This is a genomic window from Mesorhizobium vachelliae, from assembly GCF_033977325.1.
GTDB classification, from domain to species: domain Bacteria; phylum Pseudomonadota; class Alphaproteobacteria; order Rhizobiales; family Rhizobiaceae; genus Mesorhizobium; species Mesorhizobium vachelliae.
The window spans coordinates 122299-147102 of the sequence record NZ_JAVIIR010000010.1 but is presented as its reverse complement, the minus strand read 5'-3'; the positions used below and the strand labels follow the sequence as shown (position 1 = coordinate 147102).

Genomic DNA, 24804 nt, shown 5'->3' with positions numbered 1-24804 from the left:
AGCCGGGACGGTTCCATGCCGATCTTCATCGACCGCCGCCTGAACCCGAAGGACAAGAGCCTGGGCAATCGCCAGCGCTTCCTCAGGCGCGCCCGCGAAGATCTCAAGCGCAGCATCCGCGACCAGGTCCGCACCGGTGGGATCGCCGAGGTCGACCGCGAGCATGCCGTGCCGATGCCTCGCAAAGGCACCGGCGAGCCGACCTTCGGCGACGACAGGGCAACCGGGCGGCGCCAGCACATCCTGCCCGGCAACAGGACATTCAGCTCGGGTGATCTTATCGCCAAGCCGGGCGGCGGCGAAGGCTACGGATCGGCCCCTGGGACCGCAGAGTCCGAAGACGACTTCCGTTTCGTGCTGTCGCGCGAGGAAGTGCTCGACCTCTTCTTCGAGGATCTCGAACTGCCCGATCTGGTCAAGCTCAACCTCAAGCAGATACTGAGCTTCAAGCCGAAACGGGCCGGTTTCACGGCAAGCGGAGCGCCGACCAACATCAATGTCGGACGCACGATGCGCAACAGCCATGGGCGGCGCATCGCGCTGAGACGCCCCAAACAAGCGGAGCTTGACGCGATCGCCCGGCAGATTGCCGAGCTGGAAGCGAAGCCGGCAAGCGCGGCGGTGCGCGAACGGATCGCGGCCCTGCGCGAAGAGTTCGAGCGGCTTGAGCGCCGGCGCAGGCGCATTGCCTATGTCGACCCGGTCGATATCCGCTTCAATCGCTTCGATCCTCAGCCGGTGCCCAATGCGAACGCGGTCATGTTCTGCCTGATGGACGTCTCCGGCTCGATGGGAGAACGCGAGAAGGATCTGGCCAAACGCTTCTTTGTGCTGCTGCATCTCTTCCTGACGCGTCGCTATGAACGCATCGAGGTCGTCTTCATCCGCCATACCCATGAAGCCAAGGAGGTGGACGAGCATACATTCTTCTACCACACCGAAAGCGGCGGCACCGTCGTCTCCACCGCGCTCGAGGAAATGCACCGCATCATCGAAGAACGCTATCCGGTCGCCGAATGGAACATCTACGCCGCCCAAGCCTCCGACGGCGACAACTTCGCCACCGACTCCGAGCGCTGCATAGAGCTGCTCGACCGCAAGCTCATGCGGCTTTGCCAGTATTTCGCCTATGTGGAGATCATCGACGAGCGGGAAAGCCATATTTTCGGCTCGACCGAGAACGGGACGTCGCTCTGGCGCGCCTACAACGCCGTCGACGGGAAATGGCCGAACTTCCAGATGAGGCGCATCGCCGCGCCGGCCGACATATACCCGGTCTTCCGACAGCTCTTTGCCAGGCAGCCTGATCTGCGCAAGAGCGCTTGAGGGCTTCGACATGGTCAGCCAGGCGCGCAAATCCGAACTGCTGTTTTCCGGGTCGGACTGGGATTTCAAGAAACTGTCCCGGGTCTATGACGAGATCGAGGCGATCGGCCTCGAAGAGCTTCGCCTCGACATCTATCCGGTGCAGATGGAGGTCATCTCTTCCGAGCAGATGCTCGACGCCTATTCCTCGGTCGGCATGCCGCTGATGTACCGGCATTGGTCGTTCGGCAAGCGTTTCCTCTATGACGAGCTTCTCTACCGCAAGGGCGCGCGCGGCCTGGCCTACGAGCTGGTCATCAATTCCAATCCCTGCATCGTCTATCTCATGGAAGAGAACACCATGGCCCTGCAGGCCCTGGTGACCGCCCATGCCGCGCTTGGGCACAACCATTTCTTCAAGAACAACCATCTCTTCCGGCAATGGACCGACGCCGGCGGCATTTTGAGCTATCTGGATTTTGCCAAGAGCTACATCGCCCGATGCGAGGAAAGGCATGGCCTGGCCGCGGTCGAGGCGATCCTGGATTCGGCCCACGCGCTGATGGAGCAGGGCGTATTCCGCTACCATCGGCCGCCGAAACTGTCATCGGAACAACAGCGCGAAGGGCTGCGCGAGCGCCTCGAATATGAGGAGCGCTCCTTCAACGATCTATGGCGAACGCTGCCGCCCTCGCAGGGAAAGAGCAAGCCGGAAACAGGGGACGACAACCTGGTCGAGCGGAAGAAATCGCTCAATCTGCCGGAGGAGAACCTGCTCTATTTCCTGGAGAAGAACAGCCTCGTCCTTGAGCCCTGGCAGCGCGAGATCGTCAGGATCGTGCGTGTCATCGCGCAATATTTCTACCCGCAGCGGCAAACCCAGGTGATGAACGAGGGCTGCGCCACCTTCGTCCATTACACGCTCATGAACACGCTGTTCGATCGTGGCCGCATCAGTGAAGGTGCCATGCTCGAGATCTTGCGCAACCACTCGAATGTGGTCTTTCAGCCGGTCTATGACGACCCTCGGTTTTCCGGCATCAATCCCTATGCGCTCGGTCTCGACATGATGCAGGACATCCAGCGCATCTCGACCGCGCCGACCGCCGAGGACCGCGACTGGTTTCCCGACATCGCCGGCCGCGGCGACTGGCGCGACACCCTGCTCGACGCCTGGGCCAACCACCGCGACGAATCCTTCATCCGCCAGTATCTGAGCCCGACGCTGATCCGCAAATGGCGTCTGTTCGTGCTGGCCGACGGCGCCGACGAGCCGCATTACGAAGTTGCCTCGATCCACAATGAGCGTGGCTATGCCAAGATACGGTCGGCGTTGGCGCAAAGCTACGATATCGGGGCAAGTCGCCCCGACATCCAGGTGGTCGACGTCGACCTCCTGGGCGACCGGCACCTGCGGCTCCAGCACACGGTGAAGGACGGCGTGATGCTCGAGGGTGAAAGCCGCGACGCGACCCTGCGCCATATCCGCAACCTCTGGGGCTACGACGTCAGCCTGGCCGCGATCGACGGCGGAACCGGCGCGCTGGTCAGCGAGCGCTGGACCAAGGAGCTTTGAAGGCAAAGCGAAGCTGCGGTGTGGACCGGCCGGGGCACCGATATGCCTATCCCTCGCCGGCGGGTCTGATCCTCAACCTCGCGATGCGGTTCTTGTCGCGCTTCATCACCACGAAACGCTTGCCGTGGAAGGTGAAAGCCTGCTTCTCCTCCGGGATCGACTGCGTCTCATGGATGACGAGACCGGCGATCGTCGTCGCCTCCTCGTCGGGCAGGTCCCAGTCGAGCGCGCGGTTCAGGTCGCGGATCGGCACCGTGCCGTCGACGACGACCGAACCGTCGGCTTCCTTCTTCACGCCCTGCATGTCGACATCGTGCTCGTCGGCGATCTCGCCGACGATCTCCTCGATGATGTCTTCCAGCGTCACCAGTCCTTCGACCTCGCCATACTCGTCGACGACGATGGCGAAATGCGCCTTGCGTCGCAGGAAGGCGTTGAGCTGTTCCTGCAGGGTGGTGGTGTCCGGCACGAACCAGGGCTTGGCCGCGATCTTCATGACGTCGATCCGCGAAAAGTCGTTGCCGACCTCGTTGAGGGCTCTCAGCAGATCCTTCGCGTGCAGGACGCCGACGATGTTGTCGAGCGAGCCCTTCCACAGCGGCATTCGGGTGTGCGGGCTCTGCAGGATCTCGCGCACGACCGCTTCGGGTGCATTGTCGGCATTGACCGAGCGCATATTGGTGCGGTGGACCATGACGTCCGACACTTCGAGCTCATCAAGGTCGAAGAGTCCCTCGAGCCGGTTGCGCTCCTCACCGGCGGCCCCGCCCTCGCGGCGGGGTTCGTCGCCGTCTTCATCCTTGCCGTTGCGCTCGGACCGCTGCTGCGGCTCGAGCGGCCGCAGCGCATAGCCGAAAGCGGCAAGCAACCGGGCGCGGAAGAGAAGCGCCAAAAGCACGATGGCGGCAAGGACGGCGGCGACGATCCAGCCGGTGCCAGTCATCTGGGATGGCTCACCTTGAGGAAAGCCAGCACCTCAGAGGGCGGCACGTCCTTGGCGATGAACGACTGGCCGATGCCGCGCGTCAGGATGAAGGTCAGCGCGCCGCGCGACACCTTCTTGTCCTGGGTGATGAAGCCGAGCAGCGCCTCGGCGTCCGGCAGGTCGCCCGGAATATCGGCCATCCGCCACGGCAGGCCGACGGCGCGCAGATGTGCTTCGACCCGGTCCGCATCGTCCGGGCTCGCCAGGTTGAGCCGCGCCGAGAAGCGGTGCGCCAGCGCCATGCCGATGGCCACACCCTCACCATGGACGAGGCGCGCGCCGTCATATTGCGTGGCGGCTTCCAGCGCGTGGCCGAATGTGTGACCGAGATTGAGCAGCGCGCGGTCGCCGGTCTCGAACTCGTCACGGGCGACGACATCGGCCTTGGCGCGGCAAGCCTCGGCGATCGCCTCGACCCGCGCCGCACCGCCGGCAAAGACTTGCCCCCAGTTCTGTTCCAGCCAGGCGAAGAAGGCCGGGCGGTCGATCAGCCCGTATTTGGCAAGCTCGGCATAGCCGGCGCGGAACTCGCGGATCGGCAGCGTATCGAGCACCTGGGTGTCGGCGAGCACCAGCCGGGGCTGGTGGAAGACGCCGACAAGGTTCTTGCCGCGCGCGCTGTTGATGCCGGTCTTGCCGCCGACGGAGGAGTCGACCTGCGCCAGGAGCGAGGTCGGGATCTGCACGAAATTCATGCCGCGCCGCACGATGCCGGAAGCAAAGCCTGCAAGATCGCCGATGACGCCGCCACCAAGCGCGATCACCACGTCGCGGCGTTCGAGCTTTGCCGCGAGCACGCCGTCGACCACCTCCTCGAGATGAGCGAAGCTCTTGGTCTTCTCGCCCGCCGGCAATGTGATGACGGCGGACTGGATGCCGCCTTTCTGTAGCCCCGCCTTCAGCGTGTCGAGATGCGCGGCGGCGACGTTCTCGTCGGTGACGATGGCCGCACGGGTGCCGGGAAGCCGGCGCGCGATCTCTTCGCCGGAGCGCGCGAGCAGCCCCGAGCCGATGAGGATGTCATAGGCGCGGTCGCCGAGGCCGACCTCGACCTTCACCGGCTCGGCATGGCTCACGGCTGCACCTCGTCACTTGTGGCGCTTGTAGCGCCCGTCGCGATCGCCTCGACGCCGAGATGGGTGCAGAGCGTCGCGACGACTTCGCCGGCGATGATCTCCTTGCGGTCGTCGCGCGTCGGCACGGTCAGGTCGGCCGTTGCATAGACCGGATAACGCTCGCCCATCAATTTCTCCAGCACGCCGCGCGGATCGGGATTCTTGAGCAGCGGCCGGTTCTGCTTCTTGGAGACGCGCTCCATCAACAGGTCCAGGTCGGCCTTCAGCCAGACCGATATGCCATGCGCGGAAATCGCCTCGCGCGTCTGCGCGTTCATGAAGGCGCCGCCGCCGGTCGACAGCACCTGCGGTCCGTTCTCCAGCAGGCGCAGGATGACGCGCTGCTCCAGCGCCCGGAATTCCGGCTCGCCATAGCGTTCGAACAGCTCCGGCACCGTCATGCGCGAGACGCTTTCGATCTCCTGGTCGCTGTCCATGAAGGGCAGCGAAAGCATCGTCGCCACCTTGCGGCCGATCGCCGTCTTGCCGGCTCCCATCAGCCCGACGAAGACGATCGAACGGCTGCCGAGCGCTTCGATCAGCGCGGCGCGGCCTTCGTCCGTCGGATTTGGTGGCAGAGCGTTCATCGGGGCCTCTTTGCGCCGTATCGACATCAAAAGCCCGGTTGCGTCAAGCACGGCCGGGCAAACGTCCTAAGCAGGTTCCGCAAAAGTGGCCCACGGTTTTGCGAAGAGAACCTGCGAAAAACTACAATCCCTAAGCAAGCATTCGTGGGCTTGCCGCGAATGCCTGCTTAGAAGCTTTTCCGGCAAAACCTCTGTCGACCCAAACCCTTCGTCCTTGAATTGCCCGGATTGGCGTCCCATAAGGGCACAGGGCTTTGGAAACGCAGAACAACAAGACGGGCGAAATTTGAATGCCGACTTTGTTTCGCTTCGTCGTGACGCTGGCGGTTCTCGCAGGCATTGCCTATGGCGCGATGTTCGCCCTGGCGATGTTCGTGGAGCCGAGAAAGGCGGAAATGAGCATCCGTATTCCGGCCGAAAAGCTCAATCCCAAGAAAACTGGCGAAGCACTGCTTCCGGCCCGATGAACAGCGCCGCCCGCATCGAAGCCTTCCTCGAAATGATGAGCGCCGAGCGGGGCGCGGCCGAAAACACGCTTTCGTCCTACCGCCGCGATCTGGAGGACGCTTCCGAGGCGATCAAAGGCGGGCTTGCCGGCGCGGGATCGGCCGACATCCGTGCCTATCTCGACGACATCGCGGCGCGGGGCTTCGCGGCGACCTCGCAGGCGCGCAAATTGTCGGCGATCCGGCAGTTCTTCAAATTCCTCTATGCCGAAGGCCTGCGCGGCGACGACCCGACCGGCACGCTGGACAGCCCGCGCAAGGGCCGGCCGCTGCCGAAGACGATGAGCGAGGCCGAGACCGGCCGCCTGCTCGACCGGGCGGCGCAGGAGGCCGCTGAAACCGGGCCGGATGGCGACCGGTTGGCGGCGTTGCGCCTGCACGCGCTGGTCGAGGTGCTCTACGCCACGGGCTTGCGCGTGTCGGAGCTGGTCGGACTGCCGGTGACGGTGGCGCTGCGCGACGATCGTTTCTTCATGGTGCGCGGCAAGGGTGACAAGGAGCGCATGGTGCCGCTGTCGGCCAAGGCGCATGCCGCCATGCGCGCCTGGCTTGCCGCAAGGGCCGAAAGGCCGGCCTTTGCCGAGAGCCCGTTCCTGTTCCCTGCCTCCTCCGACAGCGGCCACCTCTCCAGGCAGGTTTTCGCCCGCGATCTCAAAGGCTTGGCCGCGCGGTCCGGCATCGCGGCAGCGAAAATCTCGCCGCATGTGCTTCGCCATGCTTTTGCCAGCCATCTCCTGCAGAACGGCGCCGATCTCAGGGCCGTTCAGCAACTCCTGGGCCATGCCGACATCTCGACCACGCAGATCTACACCCATGTGCTGGAGGAGCGGCTGGTGCGGCTGGTCAACGATCATCATCCGCTTGCCGACTAGGCCTCATATCGCTATGTGAGGGCGACGTTCCACCGCCCGGAGCCGGCATTTCAGCGGTTCCGCCAGCCATTTTGCCTTCCCGACGGATCGGTCCGCTCAAGCATGTACAACTACCTCGACTTCGAAAAGCCGGTGCAGGATCTGGAGCTCAAGATCCTTGAGCTGAAGAAGCTTGCCGAGAACGGCGAAGCGGTCGATGTCGCCGAAGAGATCAGCAGGCTGGAAAAGCGCTCGCGCGACGCGTTGCGCGACCTCTACAAGGCGCTCACGCCCTGGCAGAAGGTGCAGGTCGCGCGCCATCCGGACCGCCCACATTGCGTCGACTACATCAAGACGCTGTTTACCGATTTCACGCCGCTGGCCGGCGACCGCAATTTCGGCGACGACCAGGCGATCGTCGGCGGCTTCGCCCGCTTCCGCGGCGAGCCGGTGGCGGTCATCGGCCAGGAGAAGGGCTCCGACACGGCAAGCCGCATCAAGCACAATTTCGGCTCGGTGCGGCCCGAAGGCTACCGCAAGGCGGTGCGCCTGATGGAACTGGCCGACCGTTTCAAGATCCCGCTTTTGACACTGGTCGACACCGCCGGCGCCTATCCCGGCGTCGGCGCCGAGGAGCGCGGCCAGGCCGAGGCGATCGCCCGTTCGACCTCGGCCTGCCTTTCGCTGAAGGTGCCGTCGATCTCGGTGGTCATCGGCGAAGGCGGCTCAGGCGGCGCCATCGCGATTGCCACCGCCAACCGCGTCTACATGCTGGAGCACGCCATCTATTCGGTGATCTCGCCCGAGGGCGCTGCCTCGATCCTGTGGCGCGACACCACCCGCTCCAAGGATGCGGCGACCAACATGAAGATCACCGCGCAGGATCTTCTCGAGATGAAGATCATCGACGCCATCATTCCCGAGCCGATCGGCGGCGCCCAGCGTGCGCCGGAGACAGTGATTGCGTCCACCGGCGACCTCATCGCCAGGACGATGAAGGATTTTGCCGGCGCCAACACCGATTTCCGCGAGCAGCGCCGCGAGAAGTACCTGGCGATGGGCCGCAGCCTCTAATCGGGCCTCTGGCGGTGAACTGTGGCGGCAATGACCAATTTCGCCACAAAAATGCCGCCGGATTCGGCTCAATGGAAATTGCCGTGAGGGGTTTGTCGAAGCTTGCGGTAAGGAATTTTCAAGGTTAACGGGCTTACGGTCCACTGGTGTTCAGCCTGCGGGCCCGGCCATGCCGAAAGCCGTTGGCCCGAGAGAAAAGACGTAGCCGTATCGATGTTTGCCAAGCTTGCCCGCACCGGAGTCCTGATTACCGCCATCGGCGTCGCCGGCTGCAATGATTCGTCGATGAAGGATTTCGCGCCGGAGGCCAACAAGCCGCTGCCGGACAAGATCCTTGCCGACATGAGGGCCAAGGGCATGGTGCGCACCTCCTCGGTGATGGCGCGCATCTTCAAGGAAGAAGGCAAGCTGGAGATCTGGAAGGCCAAGACCAATGGCCGCTACGATCTCGTCGCCACATACGACATCTGCAAATGGTCGGGAAAGCTCGGTCCCAAATACACCGAGGGCGACCGCCAGGCGCCGGAGGGCTTCTATACGGTCCGTCCCTCGCAGATGAATCCGCGCTCGAATTACCATCTGTCGTTCAACATCGGCTTTCCCAACGCCTATGACCGCGCCAATGGCCGCACCGGCCAGAACCTGATGGTTCACGGCGCCTGCTCGTCATCCGGCTGCTATTCGATGACCGATGCCCAGATCGAGCAGATCTATGCCTTCGGCCGCGACGCCTTCCAGGGCGGCCAGACCGAGTTCCAGATCCAGGCTTTCCCTTTCCGCATGACCGCCGCCAACATGGCGCGCTACCGCAACGACCCGAACTACGAGTTCTGGAAGATGCTGAAGGTCGGCTACGACAATTTCGAGATCACCAAGGTGCCGCCGAAGGTTGACGTCTGCGAGAAGCGCTACGTGTTCAACCAGGTGGCGCCGGAAGGCACCACCTTCGACCCGACCGGCCCCTGCCCCGCGACGACGCAGCCGGATTCGCTGAAGGTGGCCTACACCAATTACGAGAAAAGCTACGACGCGGCCTTCAATTCGGCCGTGAGCTCCAGCACCCCGCCGCCCAAGCCGACGATTGCCGGCATCAAGGAAGCCAGCATCGTCTCCGATTGGTCGAAGCGCCGCGCCCGCGGCGAGCGGGTGCCGATCGATCCGCCGTCGATGAATTCCGACGGCTCGGTGACCGAAACGACCCGCATGGGCCGCATCGATTCCCCGCTCGGCCGCAAGATGGCGGCAGCCGACGCGGAAAAGGAAGCCAAGCGCAAGGCCGAGGAGCAGCGCCTGGCCGCGATCGAGGCGGCCAAGGCCGCCAAGGAGCAGGCGAAGGCGCAGGCCCTGGCCGAGAAGGAAGCCGCCAAGCAGGCGGCGCAGCAGCCGGTCGTCACCGCCGGCGTCGAGGCAGCGCCCGCGCAGCCGGCGGTTGAGGCCCAGGCGGCAAGCGCCGATGAGGGCACGGTGTCGAAGCTGAAGAAGAAACTGCTCGGCATGTTCGGCGGCTAATCTTGGCCAAGTCCGCCGTATACGATCTCAAGGGACTGAATTGCCCATTGCCGGTGCTGAAGGCGCGAAAGCGCCTGGCCGCGATGCGGCCGGGCAGCCGTCTGTGGTTGGAGACCACCGACCCGCTGGCCGTGATCGACATTCCGGCGTTCTGCGCCGATGCCGGCCATCAGCTGATTGAGACGGCGGCGGTTTCCGGCGGCCACCGTTTCCTGGTCGAGCGCGGCAGCTAGAGCAATTCCAGGAAAAGTGCGTCGCGGTTTTCCGTCCGGAATTGCGTGAAAACGTTAGACCCGAGACTGCTCTTTCGGCTTACAGCCCCGCAATTGCCAGCGGATTGGCTTCGAACGCTGCCCGGTCCGGCGTGTCGATCGACGGCTTGTTGGTGAAGGCGGCGAACAGCCGCCGGATATAGTCCTGCGGCATGTCGAGCGTGACCAGCACCAGCCTTGTGCCACGCTGGCCGTCGGGCCAGGCTGGCAGCCTCGCCGGCGGATGCAGGATCTTCTGCACGCCATGGATGACCAGCGGCCGCGACGGATCCTCCGCAAGCTCGATGACGCCCTTCATGCGCAGGAGTTTCTCGCCATGCGTCGAGCGCAGAAGATCGAGGAACATCTCGATCGCCGAGAACGGCACCGGGCCGTCATGGATGAGCGAGTGCGTGCGCACGCGCGTATCATGGCGATGCCCGTGATGGTGATCATGATCGCCGTCATGGTGATGATCATGGTCGTGACCATGCGCCGCCTCTTCACCAAGCCAGCGCCGCACGTCGGCGGACTTGGTCTCAGGATCATAGAGGCCGCAATTGAACAGCGACGCGGCGCCCGTGCCGGCCTCGTTTACGTCGAGCACGACGGCGCCCGGATTGACCTGCTTCAGCCTTGCCCGCAACGCCTCGACCTCGGCCGCATCGGCAAGGTCGGTCTTGGTCAGCACGATGCGGTCGGCCACCGCCGCCTGCTTCACCGCCTCGACATGGGTGTCGAGCGTCGCCTCGCCATTGACGGCGTCGACCAGCGTGATGACGCCGTCGAGCCGGAAGGCCTGCACCAGCGCCGGATGCGCCATGATCGACTGCAGCACCGGTGCCGGATCGGCCAGGCCCGTTGTCTCGACGACGACGCGGGCCAGTTTGGCGATACGGCCGGTCTGCAGCCGGTCGACGAGATCGGCAAGCGTGTCGACCAGGTCGCCGCGCACCGTGCAGCAGAGACAGCCGTCGGAAAGCTGGATGATGCCGTCGGAAGCCTGCTCCACCAGAAGATGGTCGATCGCGACCTCGCCGAACTCGTTGATGATCACCGCCGTGTCGGCGAGCGCCGGATCCTTGAGCAGCCGGTTGAGCAGCGTCGTCTTGCCGGCACCGAGAAAACCGGTGAGCACGGAAACGGGAATGGGAAAGCTGCTCATGAGCGTGGCTAGTTGGCGGCTTTGACGGGCCGGTCGCCCTGCGCCCCGGCAGCGGCCGTCGCTACCGGCTCGGCGCCGGCCGGCGCCGGCCGGTCGGGCCGCCAGCTCGGCAGCGGCACATCGGCATAGTTCTGATCGGCCTGGTCGACGAATGCCTTGGGCGCCGGCCCCGTGGCGCCGCCGAGCCCGACCGCCACCAGCGTCGGGTGGTCGAGCTTCACCTGGTAGGGCGATTTCGGCTTATCCTTGGCCGCAACCTCGGGGGCCGCTTCGGACTGCTCTTCGGGCTCCTTCTTCTTGCAGATCTCGTCGTGTATGTCGTTGGGCGACAGCGTGTCGCCATAAGGCTTGAGCGCAGCGAGGGTGGTCGAGGTGGCGGCCGGCATGTCGAAACCCTGGTCGAGGAGCTTTGCCGCCGCTTCGGCGCGGCTGATCGCCGATTTCTCGCCAAGCACCACCGCCACCAGCGTGCGCCCGTTGCGCGTCGCCGAGCCGATCATGTTGAAGCCGGACGAGCAGACGAAACCGGTCTTCATGCCGTCGGCGCCCGCATAGCGCCCAATCAGCAGATTGTAGTTCGGGATCGCCTTCTTGCCGACGGCAAGGCCCTCGATCGAGAACCACGGGGCGTATTGCGGAAAATCATTGCGCAACGCCGTCACCAGCACGGCAAGATCGCGCGCGGTCGTATATTGTTCCGGCGAGTAGAGCCCGTTCGGGTTGACGAAATGCGTACCGACCATGCCAAGCCGGGCCGCCTCGGTGTTCATGCGGTCGGCGAAGGCGGCCTGCGACCCGCCGATATTCTCGCCGACAGCCATTGCGATGTCGTTGGCCGACTTGACCAGCATCATCTTCAGCGCGTTGTCGAGCCGCATCACCGAGCCGGGCTTGAAGCCCATCTTGCTCGGCGGCTCGCCGGCCGAATGTTTCGTCACCTTGATCGGCGAATCGAGCGCCACCTCGCCGGCCTGGATCGCGCGGAAGGTGACATAGGCCGTCATCAGCTTGCTGAGCGAGGCCGGATACCAGCGCTTGAACGCGTCCTGATGCTCCAGCACATAGCCGCTTTTGAGGTCGAAAAGCACGACCGGATTGGCCCGAGCCGCGCCGGCAAAAGCCGTAATCGCCAGCGCGCCTGCCAGCAATAGGTTGAGGAAATGCCTCTGCCGCATGATCAAATCCGAAATCGCCTCTTGCCGTGATCGCCGCTGGGTCCGTAAGATTTCGTTACCCATCACCAGCATAAATGCGGGCCGACCCTCACCCCGGACCGCATTGTTGCGGTGCTATTTACCCTATGTGTCGCCAAAATGGCAAAGTGCCACACATCACAATTGACAATCACATTTGCTGAGCATCGGCTCTGGACCGACTGCCGCCAACCAACCAAGAGATGGAACGATCATGCCGATTCTGAACCGAGCCGCGCAAATGCAGGAAGAAGTCGCCGGTTGGCGACGACATCTGCACCAGACACCGGAGCTGAATTTCGACGTGTTCCAGACCGCCGCCTTCGTCACCGAGAAGCTGAAGGCTTTCGGCTGCGACGAGGTGGTGACGGGGCTGGGCAAGACCGGCGTCGTCGGCATCATCCGCGGCCGCAGGGGCGATGGCCCGACGATAGGGCTGCGCGCCGACATGGACGCGCTGCCGATCGACGAGATCACCGGCAAGCCATGGGCCTCGACCGTGCGCGGCAAGATGCATGCCTGCGGCCATGACGGCCATACCGCGATGCTCTTGGGCGCGGCCAAATATCTTGCCGAGACGCGCAATTTCACCGGCACCGTGGCGGTGATCTTCCAGCCGGCGGAGGAAGGCGGCGGCGGCGGCAACGAGATGGTCAAGGACGGCATGATGGAACGCTTCGGCATCGAGAAAGTGTTCGGCATGCACAATATGCCGGGCCTGCCGGTCGGTCAGTTCGCCATCAAGCCCGGCCCGATCATGGCCGCGACGGCGGAATTCACCATCACCGTCAGGGGCCGCGGCGGCCATGCCGCGATGCCGCACGGCACGATCGACCCGATCGTCATCACCAGCCAGCTGGTCGGCGCGCTGCAGACGATTGCCTCGCGCAGCACCGATCCGGTCGAGGCCGTGGTGGTGTCGGTGACGAAATTCCACGCCGGCGACGCCTATAACGTCATTCCCGAAAGCGCCGAGATCGCCGGCACCGTGCGCACGCTGAAGAAGGAAGTGGCCAAGAAATCGGAAGAGCGCATCCGCGCGCTCTGCGCCGGCCTCGCCGCCGCCTTCGGCGCCACCATCGAGGTCGATTACGACGCCAACTACCCCGTCACCTTCAACCATGCCGAGGAAACCGCGTTTGCGGGCGATGTCGCCGCCGACATCGCCGGCGACAGCCATGTCCACCGTGCCATCCAGCCGGTGATGGGCGGCGAGGATTTCTCCTACATGCTGGAAGCCCGCCCCGGCGCCTTCATCTTCATCGGCAACGGCGACTCGGCCGGCCTGCATCACCCGGCCTACGACTTCAACGACGAGGTCATCCCGCACGGCATGAGCTATTGGGTCAAGCTGGCCGAGACCGCGCTGGCTGCCTGACGATCCAGCTGTCGAAGGCAGCAAGCGTTCCAACTGCCTTCTCGCCTCTTGGCGAACCGGCCCGAAGCGTTTATGTGTCGGGCCGCGTGGTCCCGTAGCTCAGTAGGATAGAGCGGCAGATTCCTAATCTGTAGGTCACAGGTTCGATTCCTGTCGGGATCACCACGCTCTTTCAAGAGCTTAGCGGAAAGGCACGGCTGGATCGTCGTCGCCTGAACAACCGTCGCGGTTCACGCGGCGCTGTTTCAGGCAGGCTCCAGCGAGTTCACGAAACGCAGCGAGCGCTCCAGCGCGGCCCGAATGGTCGGAATATCGACAGGGATCTTTCGTCGTTGCGGGTCGCGGCGCTCGGGGCGTTCCAATCGCAATGGCATTTCGATGCTGACCGGAAGCGCCGGAGAGAGCAGGCGCCAGTATTTCAGGTAATCGACGACGCCCACGCCGAGAGCACAGAACGCCCATCCTGCATCGCCGCTGACAACGTCCTTGAGATGCGCATGGCCAACAACGTCGATGGCTGCCGCGATATCTTCTGCCGGCTGCGTAGCCTCACGGCTATAGGTGAAAACATTTCCGGCGTCGTGATTCAGGCAGACGTGTCGCGATCCGATCTGGCGCACGAAACTTGCCCCAGATCGAGCATTGCCGAGCAAATCGCCTTCGCCATGTCCGGGGTTCTCGAGCGCCAGAACAATCCCGGCCTGCTCGAGCCTCGGCAGAACGGCATCGATCGCTCTTCGTATGTCCGCCCTTTTCATCATCGGCCCGACATTGGTGATCAGGAAGGATGCTCCAAGACCGGCAGCAAAGGCGATGCGCCGCGACAACGCGTCGACCGCATCCGGTCCCGACAGGTCGAGATGAGCCGATACGGCCTTGATCCCAAGCCCTGCAATTTCTGCTGTTGCCCGCAGCCTCGAGGCATTCGTGCTGGTGAACATGCCCTCATCGAAATCGACATAACCGCGAATGAAGGCTGGCTCCACATGCCTGGCCCCAGCCCGCGCGATTTCCGCGACGGCCAACTCCATGGAGTAGCCGTCGAAGAGAGCTGTCGATATCGATATGATCCGTGGCGTCGAAGACAGCGCTCAGGCTCCCTTGCCGAAGACGATGAGTTCGGAAGCTTCCTTGACCTTGGCCGGAGACAGCGCCTGGCGCCAGTCGTCGCGGACGACGACACCCTTGGCAAACCGCATCAGGCGCAGCGCCGCATCCGACGGCACTTTCGGCGAGTAACCGAACCACATGGCGATCTCGACGTTCAGATGGCCGATGAGGAAGTCGAGAGCGGCTTGTCTCGGAATGCCATATCTGCGCTCGCATTCCTCGACAGCCTCGACCATCGTGTCGACGAAGGGCATCGCAACCATCTCGGACAGGCCCGGCTCGAGGATCGCCAGCTGTTCGACGGTCACGCGATGGCAGTCGATGATCGGCGACCACATCGCTTTGCATATTTCTTCGCCAAGCGCGTAGTGCTCCTCGGGACCCTGCATCAGGGCGCAGACGATGGATTGCCTTGCGATGCCGCCGTGATAGTCGCGACGCGCCGCCCACTCCGTCTCGTCATTGAATAAGGGCGGATGGCAAGGATGGCCGACGAAATAGGTTAGGTCCGGCCGATCCCCGGGAAGGTCGCCGGCATAGGGCGCCGCGGCATCTAGGACGAGGATCATGGTGCCCTCGGCCAACATAGGCGATATCTGCCGCATCACCTGGCCGATGATGTTGTCAGGCAAAGCCATCACCAGGACCTTGGCGCCGGGAATGCCCTCCTCCATGACGACGGCGCCGATGTTGGCATCGGCCAGCCGCTTGCGGCCTGCCTCGCCGACTTCCACGGCGCGGACATCGTAACCCGCTCCGATCAGCTTGCCGGTCACGCGGAAGCCCATCTTCCCTCCGGCTCCAAGCACCGCTACGGATGTCGTCATTTGTTCTCTCCCAGTTCACCTTGACGGCGCGCCGGATGGCGCAGATTCAGCCGAACGCCTGCAGCGCGGCCTCGAGTTCCGGATGGTTGGCGGCATAGTCGCGCGCGGGAATGCCGGCTGCGGCGGCGTCAAAAGCATCGTGCAGGCTTTGCACGCCCGCGGCCGGTCCGCCTGGATGCGCCATGATGCCGCCGCCGCAGCAATAGATGAAATCGTTCGAGCCGAGCCTGTCGCGGGTCTCGCCTGCCTGCACCGCGGTCTGTCCGGACGAGAACACCGGCATGACCGTATCGGGACGATCCGCGCGCCCGAACATCGTCGTCAGACAGGCGTGGGCCGACGCCATCACCGTCTCGTCCTGCTCGCAGAACTTGTTGGACAGCCCGTTGACATGCATGTGATCGATGCCGGCCAGACGCCAGAATTTCTGGTAGGCGAGATAGCTCATGCCCAGATCGGGTGAGCGGCTGAAGAGGCCCCAGCCGGCCCGATGGCCATGCAGGGGGACGGCGGAATGCTGGCGCATCTCGACGACACCCGACAGACCTACGGAATTCAGGACGAGCATGGCGCAAGTGCCGCCGCGACTGCCTATCAGATCCAGTTGTCGCCGCATGGCGTCGACATCTCCGGAAATATTGGCCGCATACATGACCTTGCGACCGCTCCGGTCCGCGTGCCTGTCTATCACCGCCATGACCGCTTCAAATCGTTGCTCGAACGGCGAATGCGGCGGGTCGCCCATCAGTTCGTCGTCCTTGATGAAATCGATGCCGGCGGCGATCAGCGTGTCGGCAAGCGCCGCTGTCTCCTGCGGCGAAAGGCCAACGCTCGGCTTGACGATCGTGCCGATGAGGGGACGGCCTTCGACGCCAGTCAGACGGCGCGTTCCCTCGACTGCGAAGGCCGGCCCCGGATAGGCATCCGCGAAGACATCGGGGAAGCTGACGTCGAGCAGACGCATGGCCGAGAAATGATGCAGCTCGAACAGATTGCCCAGAACCGTGGACCAGACCGAAGCCAGCACCGTGCCGGTATTCTCGATATTCCAGGAAAGGCCCACCCTTGCCCGGCGAGGCGTGGCGGCAGCCGCGTTCTTCGGCGGGCGCGAGAACGGCAAAGCCTCTTCCCCGACATCGGTGATGTCCTCGATGAACTCGACGCGGGCTCCAAACCGACGAAGGAGTTCTGCCGTTTCTCCGGGGATGGCGCGGAACGTTCCACTGGATTGTTCGCCCGCCATCGCGGCTGCAGCCGCCTCCAGCGGATAGCGCGTTTCGACCAGATAAGTGGCGGAGAGACGCTCGCTCGATGCGGCTGTCGCGACTGAGATGTCATTCATGGGGCGAGCGTTAGCACCAAAATGACATTATGTCATCATATGAGTTTGGTTGATAAAAAATTTTGAGAGGCAGGCTATTTAGCTGCCGGTGCCGCCGGCCAACTTCGAATACAGTTCATTGGCGCGGCCAATGTGGTCGGCCATGGCTGCGCTCGCGCCTTCCGCATCGCCACTGGCAATCGCCTTGTATATTCGTTCATGCTCCTCGACTGTGAGACGTTCGGCGCCCTTCATGGCGACGAGATCCCGCTTGAAGCGGGAGAGCCACTCGAGCATCCCCTTGGCCACGGCGGCGATCATCGAATTGCCGCTCATCTCCGCGATGACGGCGTGGAACTCCATGTCGGCGGCTACGAATCGCGTCTGGTCGCCCTTTGCCTCGCGCAAATGGCGCAAGGTTTCCGCAAGCCGCTCCAGGCTCTTGGCCGTGGCCCGCCGCGTGGCGATCCTGACCAGGCCAGTTTCCAGCAAGAGCCTGACTTCCTTCAGTTCTTCGAGCCCGCGGGAATTCGTCGCCAGCATCATGATCATCGCGGCGGAGACCTGGTCGACGATCACTTCGGGCGTCGGATTGATCACGCGTGCGCGTTCCCCATGCGAAATCCTGATAAGACCCATCTGCTGCAGCGACTTCATCGCTTCGCGGATCGACGGCCGGCCCACGCCAATCATCGTCATCAGTTCCTTTTCCGACGGCAATTGTGAACCGGGCGGAAACTCCGATGTCGAGATCGCAGCCAACAGCCGATCAAGCACCTCGACATACAACTTCTTCTTCTGGACCGGCTCCATCCGCCTCTCCTTGATCCCTCTCCGGCATATCGACAGCGAGTCGCACAGGCAAACAAGCCCTGCTCGCCAATTGACATTACATATATGATGACATAACGTCCACCTTGTGGGCGAGCCACAGACCGGCGCACGGGATGCCGGAGCGGCCGGAACGGAAGCCGGCCCCGTCCGACTGGCGAGGACAGACAAAACTGACAGGCCGCATTTCGCTTCCCGACAATCGGGAGCGAACGAGTTCCGCTACCGGCTTGCCTATTTGGTATGCTGGTATAACATGTAAATGGTATGGCATCTTTCGGAAGAGGCGCTATAAGGGAATGGCAGACGACCGGCCGTGTTGGGCGGTGTTTTTGGGAGGAGATATCCATGAAGTTTGCAACTGTGGCGGCACTTGCCGCTGCGCTGGCGAGTGTTTCGGTTCTACCGGCAATGGCGTCGCAGGACGCGCCGGTCATCGCGCTGGCCAACGCCTATTACGGCAACACCTGGCGGCACCAGATGGTGGAGGCGTTCGAAGCTTCGGCCAAGCAAGCCAAGGCCGCCGGGCAGATCGCCGACTATATCGTCATGAACGGCGACGGCTCGGTCGCCCAGCAAAACAGCCAGATCGCCGAACTGATCTTGAAGAAAGTCGACGTGCTCGCCGTCGACGCCGCTTCGGAGACCGCCGTCAACGGCGTGATCGAGAAGGCCTGCAAGGCCGGCATCATCGTGATCTCCTTCGATTCCGTCGCTTCGGCGCCGTGCAACTACCAGCTCAATTTCGACTTCAAGGGCTACAAAGCGGCCCAGGCCGAAGCCGTGTTCAAGATGCTCGGCGGTAAGGGCAATGTCATCCAGGTGCGCGGCGTGAAGGGCTCGGCGCCCGACAACGACATGTTCAACGCGCAGCAGTCGGTGCTGGCCAAGTATCCGGACATCAAGGTGGTGGCCACCGTCTACGGCCAGGCGACCGCTTCGGTGGCGCAGGCGGCCATCGCCAATGTGCTGCCCTCGCTGCCGCACGTCGACGCCGTGCTCGGCCAGGGTGGCAGCGACGATGTCGGCATCGCGCAGGCCTTCGTCCAGTATGGCGGCGACTACAAGGACAAGATGCCGATCATCGAAGGCGGCGGCGGCACCGACTTCGTCAAATGGTGGGCCGAGGAGAACGCCAAGAACGGCTACCAGACGGTTTCGATGAACACCACGCCCGGCATAGGCGGCGCCGCTTTCTGGCTCGGTCTTTCGCTGCTCAAGGGCGCCAAGGCGCCCAAGCTGATGATCATGCCGGTGGCGACGGTCGATGCGAGCAATCTGAAGGACTATGCAAAGCTGCCGGGCGGGCAGATCATCAGCCCGAGCTATTCGCTGGACTGGGTCAAGCAGAACCTGCTCAGCAAGTAAGGCAAGCAGTTCAGGGATCGGGCGCTGCCGCACGGCCGCGCCCGATCTTTGTCCGCGCAAAACCGGAGGACGAATGTCCCACATCGCCGTTGCCGTACAGGGCGCCGCTGCCGCCCCTGCTGGACCGAGCGTCGTTTCGCTGAGCGGGATCACCAAGAGTTTTGGGCCGACGCTTGCCAATGCGGGGATCGACCTTTGTGTGCGGGCCGGCGACGTGATCGGGCTCGTCGGCGGCAACGGCGCCGGCAAGTCGACGCTGATGCGTATATTGTGCGGCGCGACGTGGCCGACGCTGGGGGCGATTTCCTTTGCCGGCGAAGAGGTGGCGTTCGCAGCCTACGACACTGGCGAGGCGCAGCGGCGCGGCATCCGCATGGTGCATCAGGAGCTGTCGCTGTGCGCCAACCTGTCTGTCGCCGAGAATTTCTTCCTGGAAACCCCTGGCGACTCGGCAAGCCGGCCGGGCTGGCGCGCGCTGTACCGGACCCGCGCCCGCGCGGCGCTCGACGCCGTCTTCCCGGGTAACGGCATCGACACCGATGCCGAGGTTGGCCATCTCACGATTGCCGAACGGCAGATGGTTGAGATCGCGCGTGCCGCGGCGACGCCCGGCGTCAAGCTGATCGTGCTCGACGAGCCGACCTCTTCTCTCGACCTCGACCGCTCGAAGCAGCTCAGGGCCTTCATCCGCGAACGGGCAAAAGCCGGACTGGCCTTCATCTTCATCAGCCACAAGCTGCAGGAGATCATCGACATCGCCACCGAAGTCGTGGTGCTGCGCAACGGCCGCATGGCATGGCAGGGCCACGCCTCGGATGCCTCGATCGGCAAGCTGGTGCAGTTGATGGGTGGCGACGCCAATCCGATCCATCAGCACAGCGTCCCCACCGCATCCTCGCAGGACCTGCTCCTGCGGCTCTCGGGAGCGCTGACGTCGGAGCTCGGCCGCGACGTCGACATCGTGCGCGGCGAGATCGTCGGGTTGGCCGGGCTCGAGGGCAGCGGGCAGAAGGAGCTGCTGCACGCGATCTTCAAGCCCGACCGAAAACAGCAGGCGACCGTCGCCAGGCATGCCGAGGCAGGCTTTATCGCCGGTGACCGGCAGAAGGAAGGCGTGTTCCCGCTGTGGAGCGTGCTCGGCAACATCAGCATCGGCGCGCTTGCCCGCCGGTCGGCGCTGGGCGTCGTTTCCGAGCGCGTCAACAGCGACACGGCGAAAGGCGCCGCCAGTAAGCTGCGGCTCGACGACAAGCGCTTCCAATCCAACATCACCGAGCTCAGCGGCGGCAACCAGCAGAAGGCGCTGGTGGCGCGAGCGCTGGTTGCTGACACGCCGATCATCCTGCTCGATGATCCTACCCGCGGCGTCGACATCGCCACCAAGCAGGATTTCTACCGGCTCTGCAACGAAGTCGCGCGTGGCGGCCGCGCGCTGGTCTGGCACACGACGGAGGATGCGGAACTGCTCGCTTGCGACCGCGTGCTGGTCTTCTCCGGCGGCCGCATCGTCAAGGAACTGGCAGGCGAGGCGATCTCCGAGCAGGCCATCGTCGGCGCCTCCTTCGCGCAATCGGCGGACAGCCAGGCAAGCGCCGTCAGCAATCGGAACGCCATGGCGGGACTTGGGCGCAGGCTGGTCAACGCCGCGCCGTTCATCGGGCTTGCCGCAGTGCTTGCCATCATGATCGCGATCAATCCGGCGGTCGCCTCGACTTTCGGGCTGGACCTTCTGCTGATGCCGGCGCTGTCGCTGGTGCTGGTGACGGCGGCGCAGATGTTCATCGTCGGCGGCAGCGAGATCGACCTCGGCGTCGGCGCGTTTGCCGGGCTGGTCAGCGTGATCAGCGCCACGCTGCTCTACGACCAGCCATGGCTCGGCGCGCTGGCGCTGGTGGCCGCGCTCGCCGCCTATGCAGGGCTTGGCGGCGTCATCCAGGCGCGCAAGATCCCCGCCATCGTCGTCACGCTGGGCGCGTCCTTCATTTGGGTCGGCATCGGCTATGCGCTGCAGCCGACACCCGGCGGCGCGAGCCCCGATTGGCTGAGCGCCCTCTTCGGCTGGTCGATCGGCTTCATGCCGACGTCGATCATCATGATCGCGGCCGTGGCAGTGATCGTGCTTGTCATCGACCGGTTGCCGCTCGGCGTGGTGCTGCGCGGCTTCGGCAATAATCCCGCGGCGATGATCCGCTCGGGATGGTCGCCGACGCGCTATGCGCTGGTGCGCTATCTCATCGCCGGCCTGTTCGCGGGCTCTGCAGGCCTGTCGCTGACGGCCATCAACACGGCGAGCGACATCAACTCCGGCAATTCCTTCACGCTGCTCAGCGTCGCCGCGGTGGTGATGGGCGGCTGCTCCCTGCTCGGCGGCATGATCTCGCCGGTCGGCGCCGTCGCCGGCGCGGTGACGCTGTCGCTGATCGGTGCGCTTCTGGGCACCCTCAGCGTCAGCAGCGACTACAACGCCGCCACGCAAGGGCTGATCCTGATCGCGCTGCTCACGTTGCGCAGTCTGACCGCCGACCGCAGGAGCGAGCCATGAACGCATTTGCCTTTTTCGGCATCTGGGCGCAGCGGAACCGCTGGATCTGGGCGGCGATCGGCGTGCTCGTGTTGTGGCTGGTGCTCTCCGTGGTCACCAACCGCTTCAGCCTGTCCAGCTTGTCCGGAGTCATCTTGTCGGCATCGTTCCTGACGGTCGTCGGCATCGGCCAGATGTTCGTGGTGACCACAGGACGCGGCAACATCGACCTCTCCGTCGCTTCGGTGATCACGCTCAGCGCCTTCGTCGCCCTGCTGACCATCAAGGGGCAGGATGCCAACCTTGCCATTGGCATCATCGCCGCGATCCTGCTCGGCCTGGCCGTCGGGGCGCTCAATTCGCTGCTTGTCGTCGGCTTAGGCATTCCGGCGATCATCGCGACGCTGGCGACCGGCTATGTGCTGGCGACCGCAACGCTCTTGTCGAACAAGGCGATCCCGGGTTTCGCGGTCAGCCCGGCGCTGAAGGAGCTGGCGACGGGCCGTGTCTCCGGCGTGCCGATAATGGCCGTCATCGCCATTCTCGGCGTCGCCGCGACCTCCTTCGTTTTGCGCTACACGGTGTTCGGGCAACTGCTGTCGGCGGTCGGCCAGAACCGCGTCGCGGCACGGCTCGCGGGCATCCGCAACGGCCCGGTGGTGGTGTCGGCCTTCGTCATCTCATCGGTGCTGGCCTCGCTCGACGGGCTGCTGCTCGGCGCCTATATCGGCGGCGCCTTCCTGGAGATGGGCCAGCCCTATCTGCTGCAATCGATCGCCGCGGTGGTGCTCGGTGGAACGCTGATCTTCGGCGGCTCGGCGACGGCGCTGGGCACCCTGTTCGCCAGCATCCTTTTGATCCTCATCGTCACCACCATGCAGATCATCGGCCTGCCGCCGGGCGCCCAGGACATCGTGCAGGGCATCGTCGTCATCTTCGTGCTGGCGCTGGCCGGACGGCAGGCGCTGGGGCGGCGTACGCCGGCCGAGCTCGCGGACGGCGACAAGGACCCGGAGGCCAACACGAAAGTGCCGGCGGCGACGGTACAGCCGAGATGACGGACAAACCATAGACGATTCCTCTTGCCAAATTCTGGTAGAGTGATCATACCAGTATGCAAGATGACGATTGGCGCAGCCCGTCGTCTGAACGTCAGGAGCAGATTGATGACTACGATTGCGCTATTCGGTGCCGGCGGCAAAATGGGCTACCGCCTGTCGACCAATTTTCGCGGTTCGCCCTACACCATCCGCCATGTCGAGATCAGCGAATCTGGCAAGGAGCGGCTTAAGAGCGGGCTCGGGATCGACACGGTTGACGTTGACGAGGCACTCAAAGGCTCCGACGTGGTGGTGTTGGCGGTGCCCGACACGCATATAGGCAAAGTCGCGGCCAGCATCGAAAGCAAGCTGGCGGCGGGCACGATGGTTGTCGTGCTGGACGCCGCGGCGCCCTTTGCCGGACACCTGCCGAAGCGTCCGGATCTCACCTATTTCGTCACCCATCCCTGTCATCCGCCGATCTTCAATGACGAAACCGATATGGCGGCCAAAAAGGACTTCTTCGGCGGCGTCAAGGCCAAGCAGCACTTCGTCAGCGCCCTGATGCAAGGTCCGGAGGAGGACTATGCCAAGGGCGAGGAGATCGCTCGGATCATCTGGGCGCCGGTGATGCGCTCGCATCGCGTGACTGTTGAGCAAATGGCGCTGCTCGAGCCTGGTTTGTCGGAGACGGTGTGTGCTTCGCTGCTCGTCGTCATGAAGGAAGCCGTCGACGAGGTCGTGGCGCGCGGCGTCGACAGGCAGGCGGCGCTCGACTTCCTGCTTGGCCACATGAACGTGCTCGGCGCCGTCATCTTCGGTGAAACCAAGGGTGTGTTCTCGGACGCCTGCAACAAGGCCATCGAATTCGGCAAGCCGGTGCTGATGCGCGAAGACTGGAAGCGGGTCTTCGAACCGGAAGAGATCGCAGCCAGCATCCAGCGCATAACCTGACGCGAAGAAGTCGCGCGCGCTAGATCAGGATGACGTTTCGTTGAATCGTCACCCTGATCTAGCTCTTAGTTGGGCATGATCTTTTCCGAAAACCGGTTCCCACTTTTTCGGGATCATGCCCTAGGTACATATCACCTGAATTAGTGGTTGACTCATCATACCAGTTGGCCTTAGCTGTCCTGGCTCGGATTTTTGAAAATCCGACCCATGGAGGAGTGACAGACGGCGGGGAAGAGTCGCGAGACAAGCTTCGGAATGAAAGCCGGCAAAAGGCTTTCAAGATCCGAGCGGCGCGGTCTGAACCATCTGACGAATTCAGACAATTGGCCTCGGTCGTCCGAGGCGGGTTTTTAACGGGAGGACTTCATGAAACTCACTCGCAGAATGACGCTTGCGGCTTTCGCCGGCGTGCTCGCACTCGGCACCGCCGCGCCGGCCTATGCGGCGGACCTGATCGCCATCATCACGCCTTCGCACGACAATCCGTTCTTCAAGGCGGAGGCGGTGGGCGCCGAGGCCAAGGCCAAGGAACTCGGCTACGACACGCTGGTGCTGGTGCATGACGACGACGCCAACAAGCAGTCGCAGCTGATCGACACGGCGATCGGCCGCGGCGCCAAGGCGATCATCCTCGACAATGCCGGCGCCGACGCCACCGTCGCCGCCGTGCAGAAGGCCAAGGACGCCGGTGTTCCCTCCTTCCTCATCGACCGCGAGATCAATGCCACTGGCGTCGCCGTGGCGCAGATCGTCTCGAACAACTACCAAGGCGCCCAGCTCGGCGCGCAGGAGTTCGTGAAGCTGATGGGCGAGAAGGGCAATTATGTCGAGCTGGTCGGCAAGGAGTCCGACACCAACGCCGGCATCCGCTCCAAGGGCTATCACGACGTGATCGACGACTATCCGGACCTGAAGAAGGTCGCGCAGCAGTCGGCCAACTGGAGCCAGACCGAGGCCTATTCCAAGATGGAGTCCATCCTGCAGGCCAACCCGGACATTAAAGGCGTGATCTCCGGCAACGACACGATGGCCATGGGCGCCTATGCGGCGCTGGCGGCTGCTGGCCGCAAGGACGTCATCGTCGTCGGCTTCGACGGCTCGAACGACGTGCGCGACTCCATCACCTCCGGCGGCATCAAGGCGACGGTCCTGCAGCCGGCCTTCGCCCAGGCGCAGATGGCCGTCGAGCAGGCCAACGACTTTATCAAGAACAAGAAGTCGCCCGAGAAGGAAAAGCAGCTGATGGACTGCGTTCTGATCAATGGCGACAATGCTCCCAAGCTGGAGACCTTCGCGCTCAAGAATTGAGCCGGCGCGAATGCAAGCTGCGAGGGGCG

22 protein-coding genes and 1 tRNA gene are annotated in these 24804 nt (G+C 63.8%); 14 read left to right on the top strand and 9 right to left on the bottom strand.

Features of this window, described 5'->3' with window-relative positions; genetic code table 11:
* The first annotated feature begins 15 nt into the window (after nucleotides 1–15).
* Both RFM41_RS21500 and RFM41_RS21495 read left to right on the top strand, forming a co-directional pair.
* Nucleotides 16–1326 (top strand): YeaH/YhbH family protein, encoded by a 1311-nt coding sequence (locus RFM41_RS21500; RefSeq protein ID WP_320250847.1) that lies wholly within the window; start codon nucleotides 16–18, stop codon nucleotides 1324–1326.
* Between the two features lie 10 nt (nucleotides 1327–1336).
* Complete coding sequence (locus tag RFM41_RS21495) at nucleotides 1337–2881, top strand: SpoVR family protein (RefSeq protein ID WP_320250845.1); 1545 nt, start codon at nucleotides 1337–1339, stop codon at nucleotides 2879–2881.
* A 46-nt stretch (nucleotides 2882–2927) separates the two neighbouring features.
* On the opposite strand, the gene RFM41_RS21490 is transcribed toward RFM41_RS21495, so the two are convergent.
* From RFM41_RS21490 to RFM41_RS21480, 3 genes are read right to left on the bottom strand one after another with little or no spacing between them, the layout of a single operon-like run.
* A complete protein-coding gene (locus tag RFM41_RS21490) occupies nucleotides 2928–3824 on the bottom strand; it encodes an HlyC/CorC family transporter (protein WP_320250843.1) in 897 nt (298 codons plus the stop codon).
* Nucleotides 3821–4942, bottom strand: coding sequence for a 3-dehydroquinate synthase (gene aroB, locus RFM41_RS21485; protein ID WP_320250841.1), 1122 nt, complete (start codon nucleotides 4940–4942; stop codon nucleotides 3821–3823). Before aroB ends, RFM41_RS21490 begins: the two co-directional genes overlap by 4 nt.
* The gene (locus RFM41_RS21480; protein ID WP_320250836.1) at nucleotides 4939–5568 is read right to left on the bottom strand and encodes a shikimate kinase; all 630 of its coding nucleotides are present in this window, start codon (nucleotides 5566–5568) and stop codon (nucleotides 4939–4941) included. Before RFM41_RS21480 ends, aroB begins: the two co-directional genes overlap by 4 nt.
* Before the next feature lie 290 nt (nucleotides 5569–5858).
* Here RFM41_RS21480 and RFM41_RS21475 point away from each other — a divergent pair, with 290 nt between their 5' ends.
* The 5 genes from RFM41_RS21475 to RFM41_RS21455 all read left to right on the top strand — a co-directional run bounded on the left by RFM41_RS21475 (nucleotide 5859) and on the right by RFM41_RS21455 (nucleotide 9741).
* A complete protein-coding gene (locus RFM41_RS21475; protein ID WP_320250834.1) occupies nucleotides 5859–6035 on the top strand; it encodes a histidine kinase in 177 nt (58 codons plus the stop codon).
* Nucleotides 6032–6946, top strand: coding sequence for a site-specific tyrosine recombinase XerD (locus RFM41_RS21470; RefSeq protein WP_320250832.1), 915 nt, complete (start codon nucleotides 6032–6034; stop codon nucleotides 6944–6946). The genes RFM41_RS21475 and RFM41_RS21470 overlap by 4 nt, the downstream gene beginning before the upstream one ends.
* 102 nt (nucleotides 6947–7048) lie before the next feature.
* Entirely contained in the window at nucleotides 7049–7999 is a 951-nt protein-coding gene (locus RFM41_RS21465) for an acetyl-CoA carboxylase carboxyltransferase subunit alpha (RefSeq protein ID WP_320250830.1), read from the top strand.
* 213 nt (nucleotides 8000–8212) lie between these two features.
* Nucleotides 8213–9508 (top strand): L,D-transpeptidase family protein, encoded by a 1296-nt coding sequence (locus RFM41_RS21460; protein ID WP_320250828.1) that lies wholly within the window; start codon nucleotides 8213–8215, stop codon nucleotides 9506–9508.
* Between the two features lie 2 nt (nucleotides 9509–9510).
* On the top strand, nucleotides 9511–9741 hold the full coding sequence (locus tag RFM41_RS21455; protein ID WP_430691548.1) for a sulfurtransferase TusA family protein: 231 nt from the start codon (nucleotides 9511–9513) through the stop codon (nucleotides 9739–9741).
* Nucleotides 9742–9820: 79 nt separating this feature from the next.
* Here the strand turns inward: RFM41_RS21455 and RFM41_RS21450 are convergent, their stop codons facing one another.
* Both RFM41_RS21450 and RFM41_RS21445 read right to left on the bottom strand, forming a co-directional pair.
* Complete coding sequence (locus tag RFM41_RS21450) at nucleotides 9821–10924, bottom strand: CobW family GTP-binding protein (RefSeq protein WP_320250825.1); 1104 nt, start codon at nucleotides 10922–10924, stop codon at nucleotides 9821–9823.
* An 8-nt stretch (nucleotides 10925–10932) separates the two neighbouring features.
* On the bottom strand, nucleotides 10933–12099 hold the full coding sequence (locus RFM41_RS21445) for a D-alanyl-D-alanine carboxypeptidase family protein (protein ID WP_320250823.1): 1167 nt from the start codon (nucleotides 12097–12099) through the stop codon (nucleotides 10933–10935).
* Nucleotides 12100–12331: 232 nt separating this feature from the next.
* Between RFM41_RS21445 and RFM41_RS21440 the strand changes: the two genes are divergently transcribed.
* Both RFM41_RS21440 and RFM41_RS21435 read left to right on the top strand, forming a co-directional pair.
* Entirely contained in the window at nucleotides 12332–13495 is a 1164-nt protein-coding gene (locus RFM41_RS21440; RefSeq protein WP_320250821.1) for a M20 aminoacylase family protein, read from the top strand.
* Between the two features lie 88 nt (nucleotides 13496–13583).
* Nucleotides 13584–13660, top strand: a tRNA-Arg gene (locus RFM41_RS21435).
* Nucleotides 13661–13740: 80 nt separating this feature from the next.
* Here the strand turns inward: RFM41_RS21435 and RFM41_RS21430 are convergent.
* From RFM41_RS21430 to nanR, 4 genes are all read right to left on the bottom strand, one after another.
* Nucleotides 13741–14526, bottom strand: coding sequence for a sugar phosphate isomerase/epimerase family protein (locus RFM41_RS21430; RefSeq protein ID WP_320250819.1), 786 nt, complete (start codon nucleotides 14524–14526; stop codon nucleotides 13741–13743).
* 60 nt (nucleotides 14527–14586) lie between these two features.
* Complete coding sequence (locus RFM41_RS21425) at nucleotides 14587–15432, bottom strand: phosphogluconate dehydrogenase C-terminal domain-containing protein (protein ID WP_320250818.1); 846 nt, start codon at nucleotides 15430–15432, stop codon at nucleotides 14587–14589.
* 46 nt (nucleotides 15433–15478) lie between these two features.
* A complete protein-coding gene (locus RFM41_RS21420; protein ID WP_320250816.1) occupies nucleotides 15479–16774 on the bottom strand; it encodes a ribulose-bisphosphate carboxylase large subunit family protein in 1296 nt (431 codons plus the stop codon).
* Nucleotides 16775–16852: 78 nt separating this feature from the next.
* On the bottom strand, nucleotides 16853–17566 hold the full coding sequence (nanR, locus tag RFM41_RS21415) for a transcriptional regulator NanR (protein ID WP_320319296.1): 714 nt from the start codon (nucleotides 17564–17566) through the stop codon (nucleotides 16853–16855).
* 366 nt (nucleotides 17567–17932) lie between these two features.
* On the opposite strand from nanR, the gene RFM41_RS21410 reads away from it, so the two are divergent.
* From RFM41_RS21410 to RFM41_RS21390, 5 genes are all read left to right on the top strand, one after another.
* Nucleotides 17933–18952 carry an ABC transporter substrate-binding protein gene (locus RFM41_RS21410; protein WP_320250812.1) on the top strand — a complete coding sequence of 340 codons (1020 nt, stop codon included), beginning with the start codon at nucleotides 17933–17935 and terminating at the stop codon, nucleotides 18950–18952.
* Nucleotides 18953–19025: 73 nt separating this feature from the next.
* A complete protein-coding gene (locus RFM41_RS21405; RefSeq protein ID WP_320250811.1) occupies nucleotides 19026–21494 on the top strand; it encodes an ATP-binding cassette domain-containing protein in 2469 nt (822 codons plus the stop codon).
* Nucleotides 21491–22531 (top strand): ABC transporter permease, encoded by a 1041-nt coding sequence (locus tag RFM41_RS21400; RefSeq protein ID WP_320250810.1) that lies wholly within the window; start codon nucleotides 21491–21493, stop codon nucleotides 22529–22531. The genes RFM41_RS21405 and RFM41_RS21400 overlap by 4 nt, the downstream gene beginning before the upstream one ends.
* Nucleotides 22532–22639: 108 nt before the next feature.
* Nucleotides 22640–23467, top strand: a complete 828-nt coding sequence (locus RFM41_RS21395) for a phosphogluconate dehydrogenase C-terminal domain-containing protein (protein WP_320250808.1) — start codon at nucleotides 22640–22642, stop codon at nucleotides 23465–23467.
* Nucleotides 23468–23833: 366 nt separating this feature from the next.
* Nucleotides 23834–24775 (top strand): D-ribose ABC transporter substrate-binding protein, encoded by a 942-nt coding sequence (locus tag RFM41_RS21390; RefSeq protein ID WP_320250807.1) that lies wholly within the window; start codon nucleotides 23834–23836, stop codon nucleotides 24773–24775.
* Nucleotides 24776–24804: the final 29 nt, after the last annotated feature.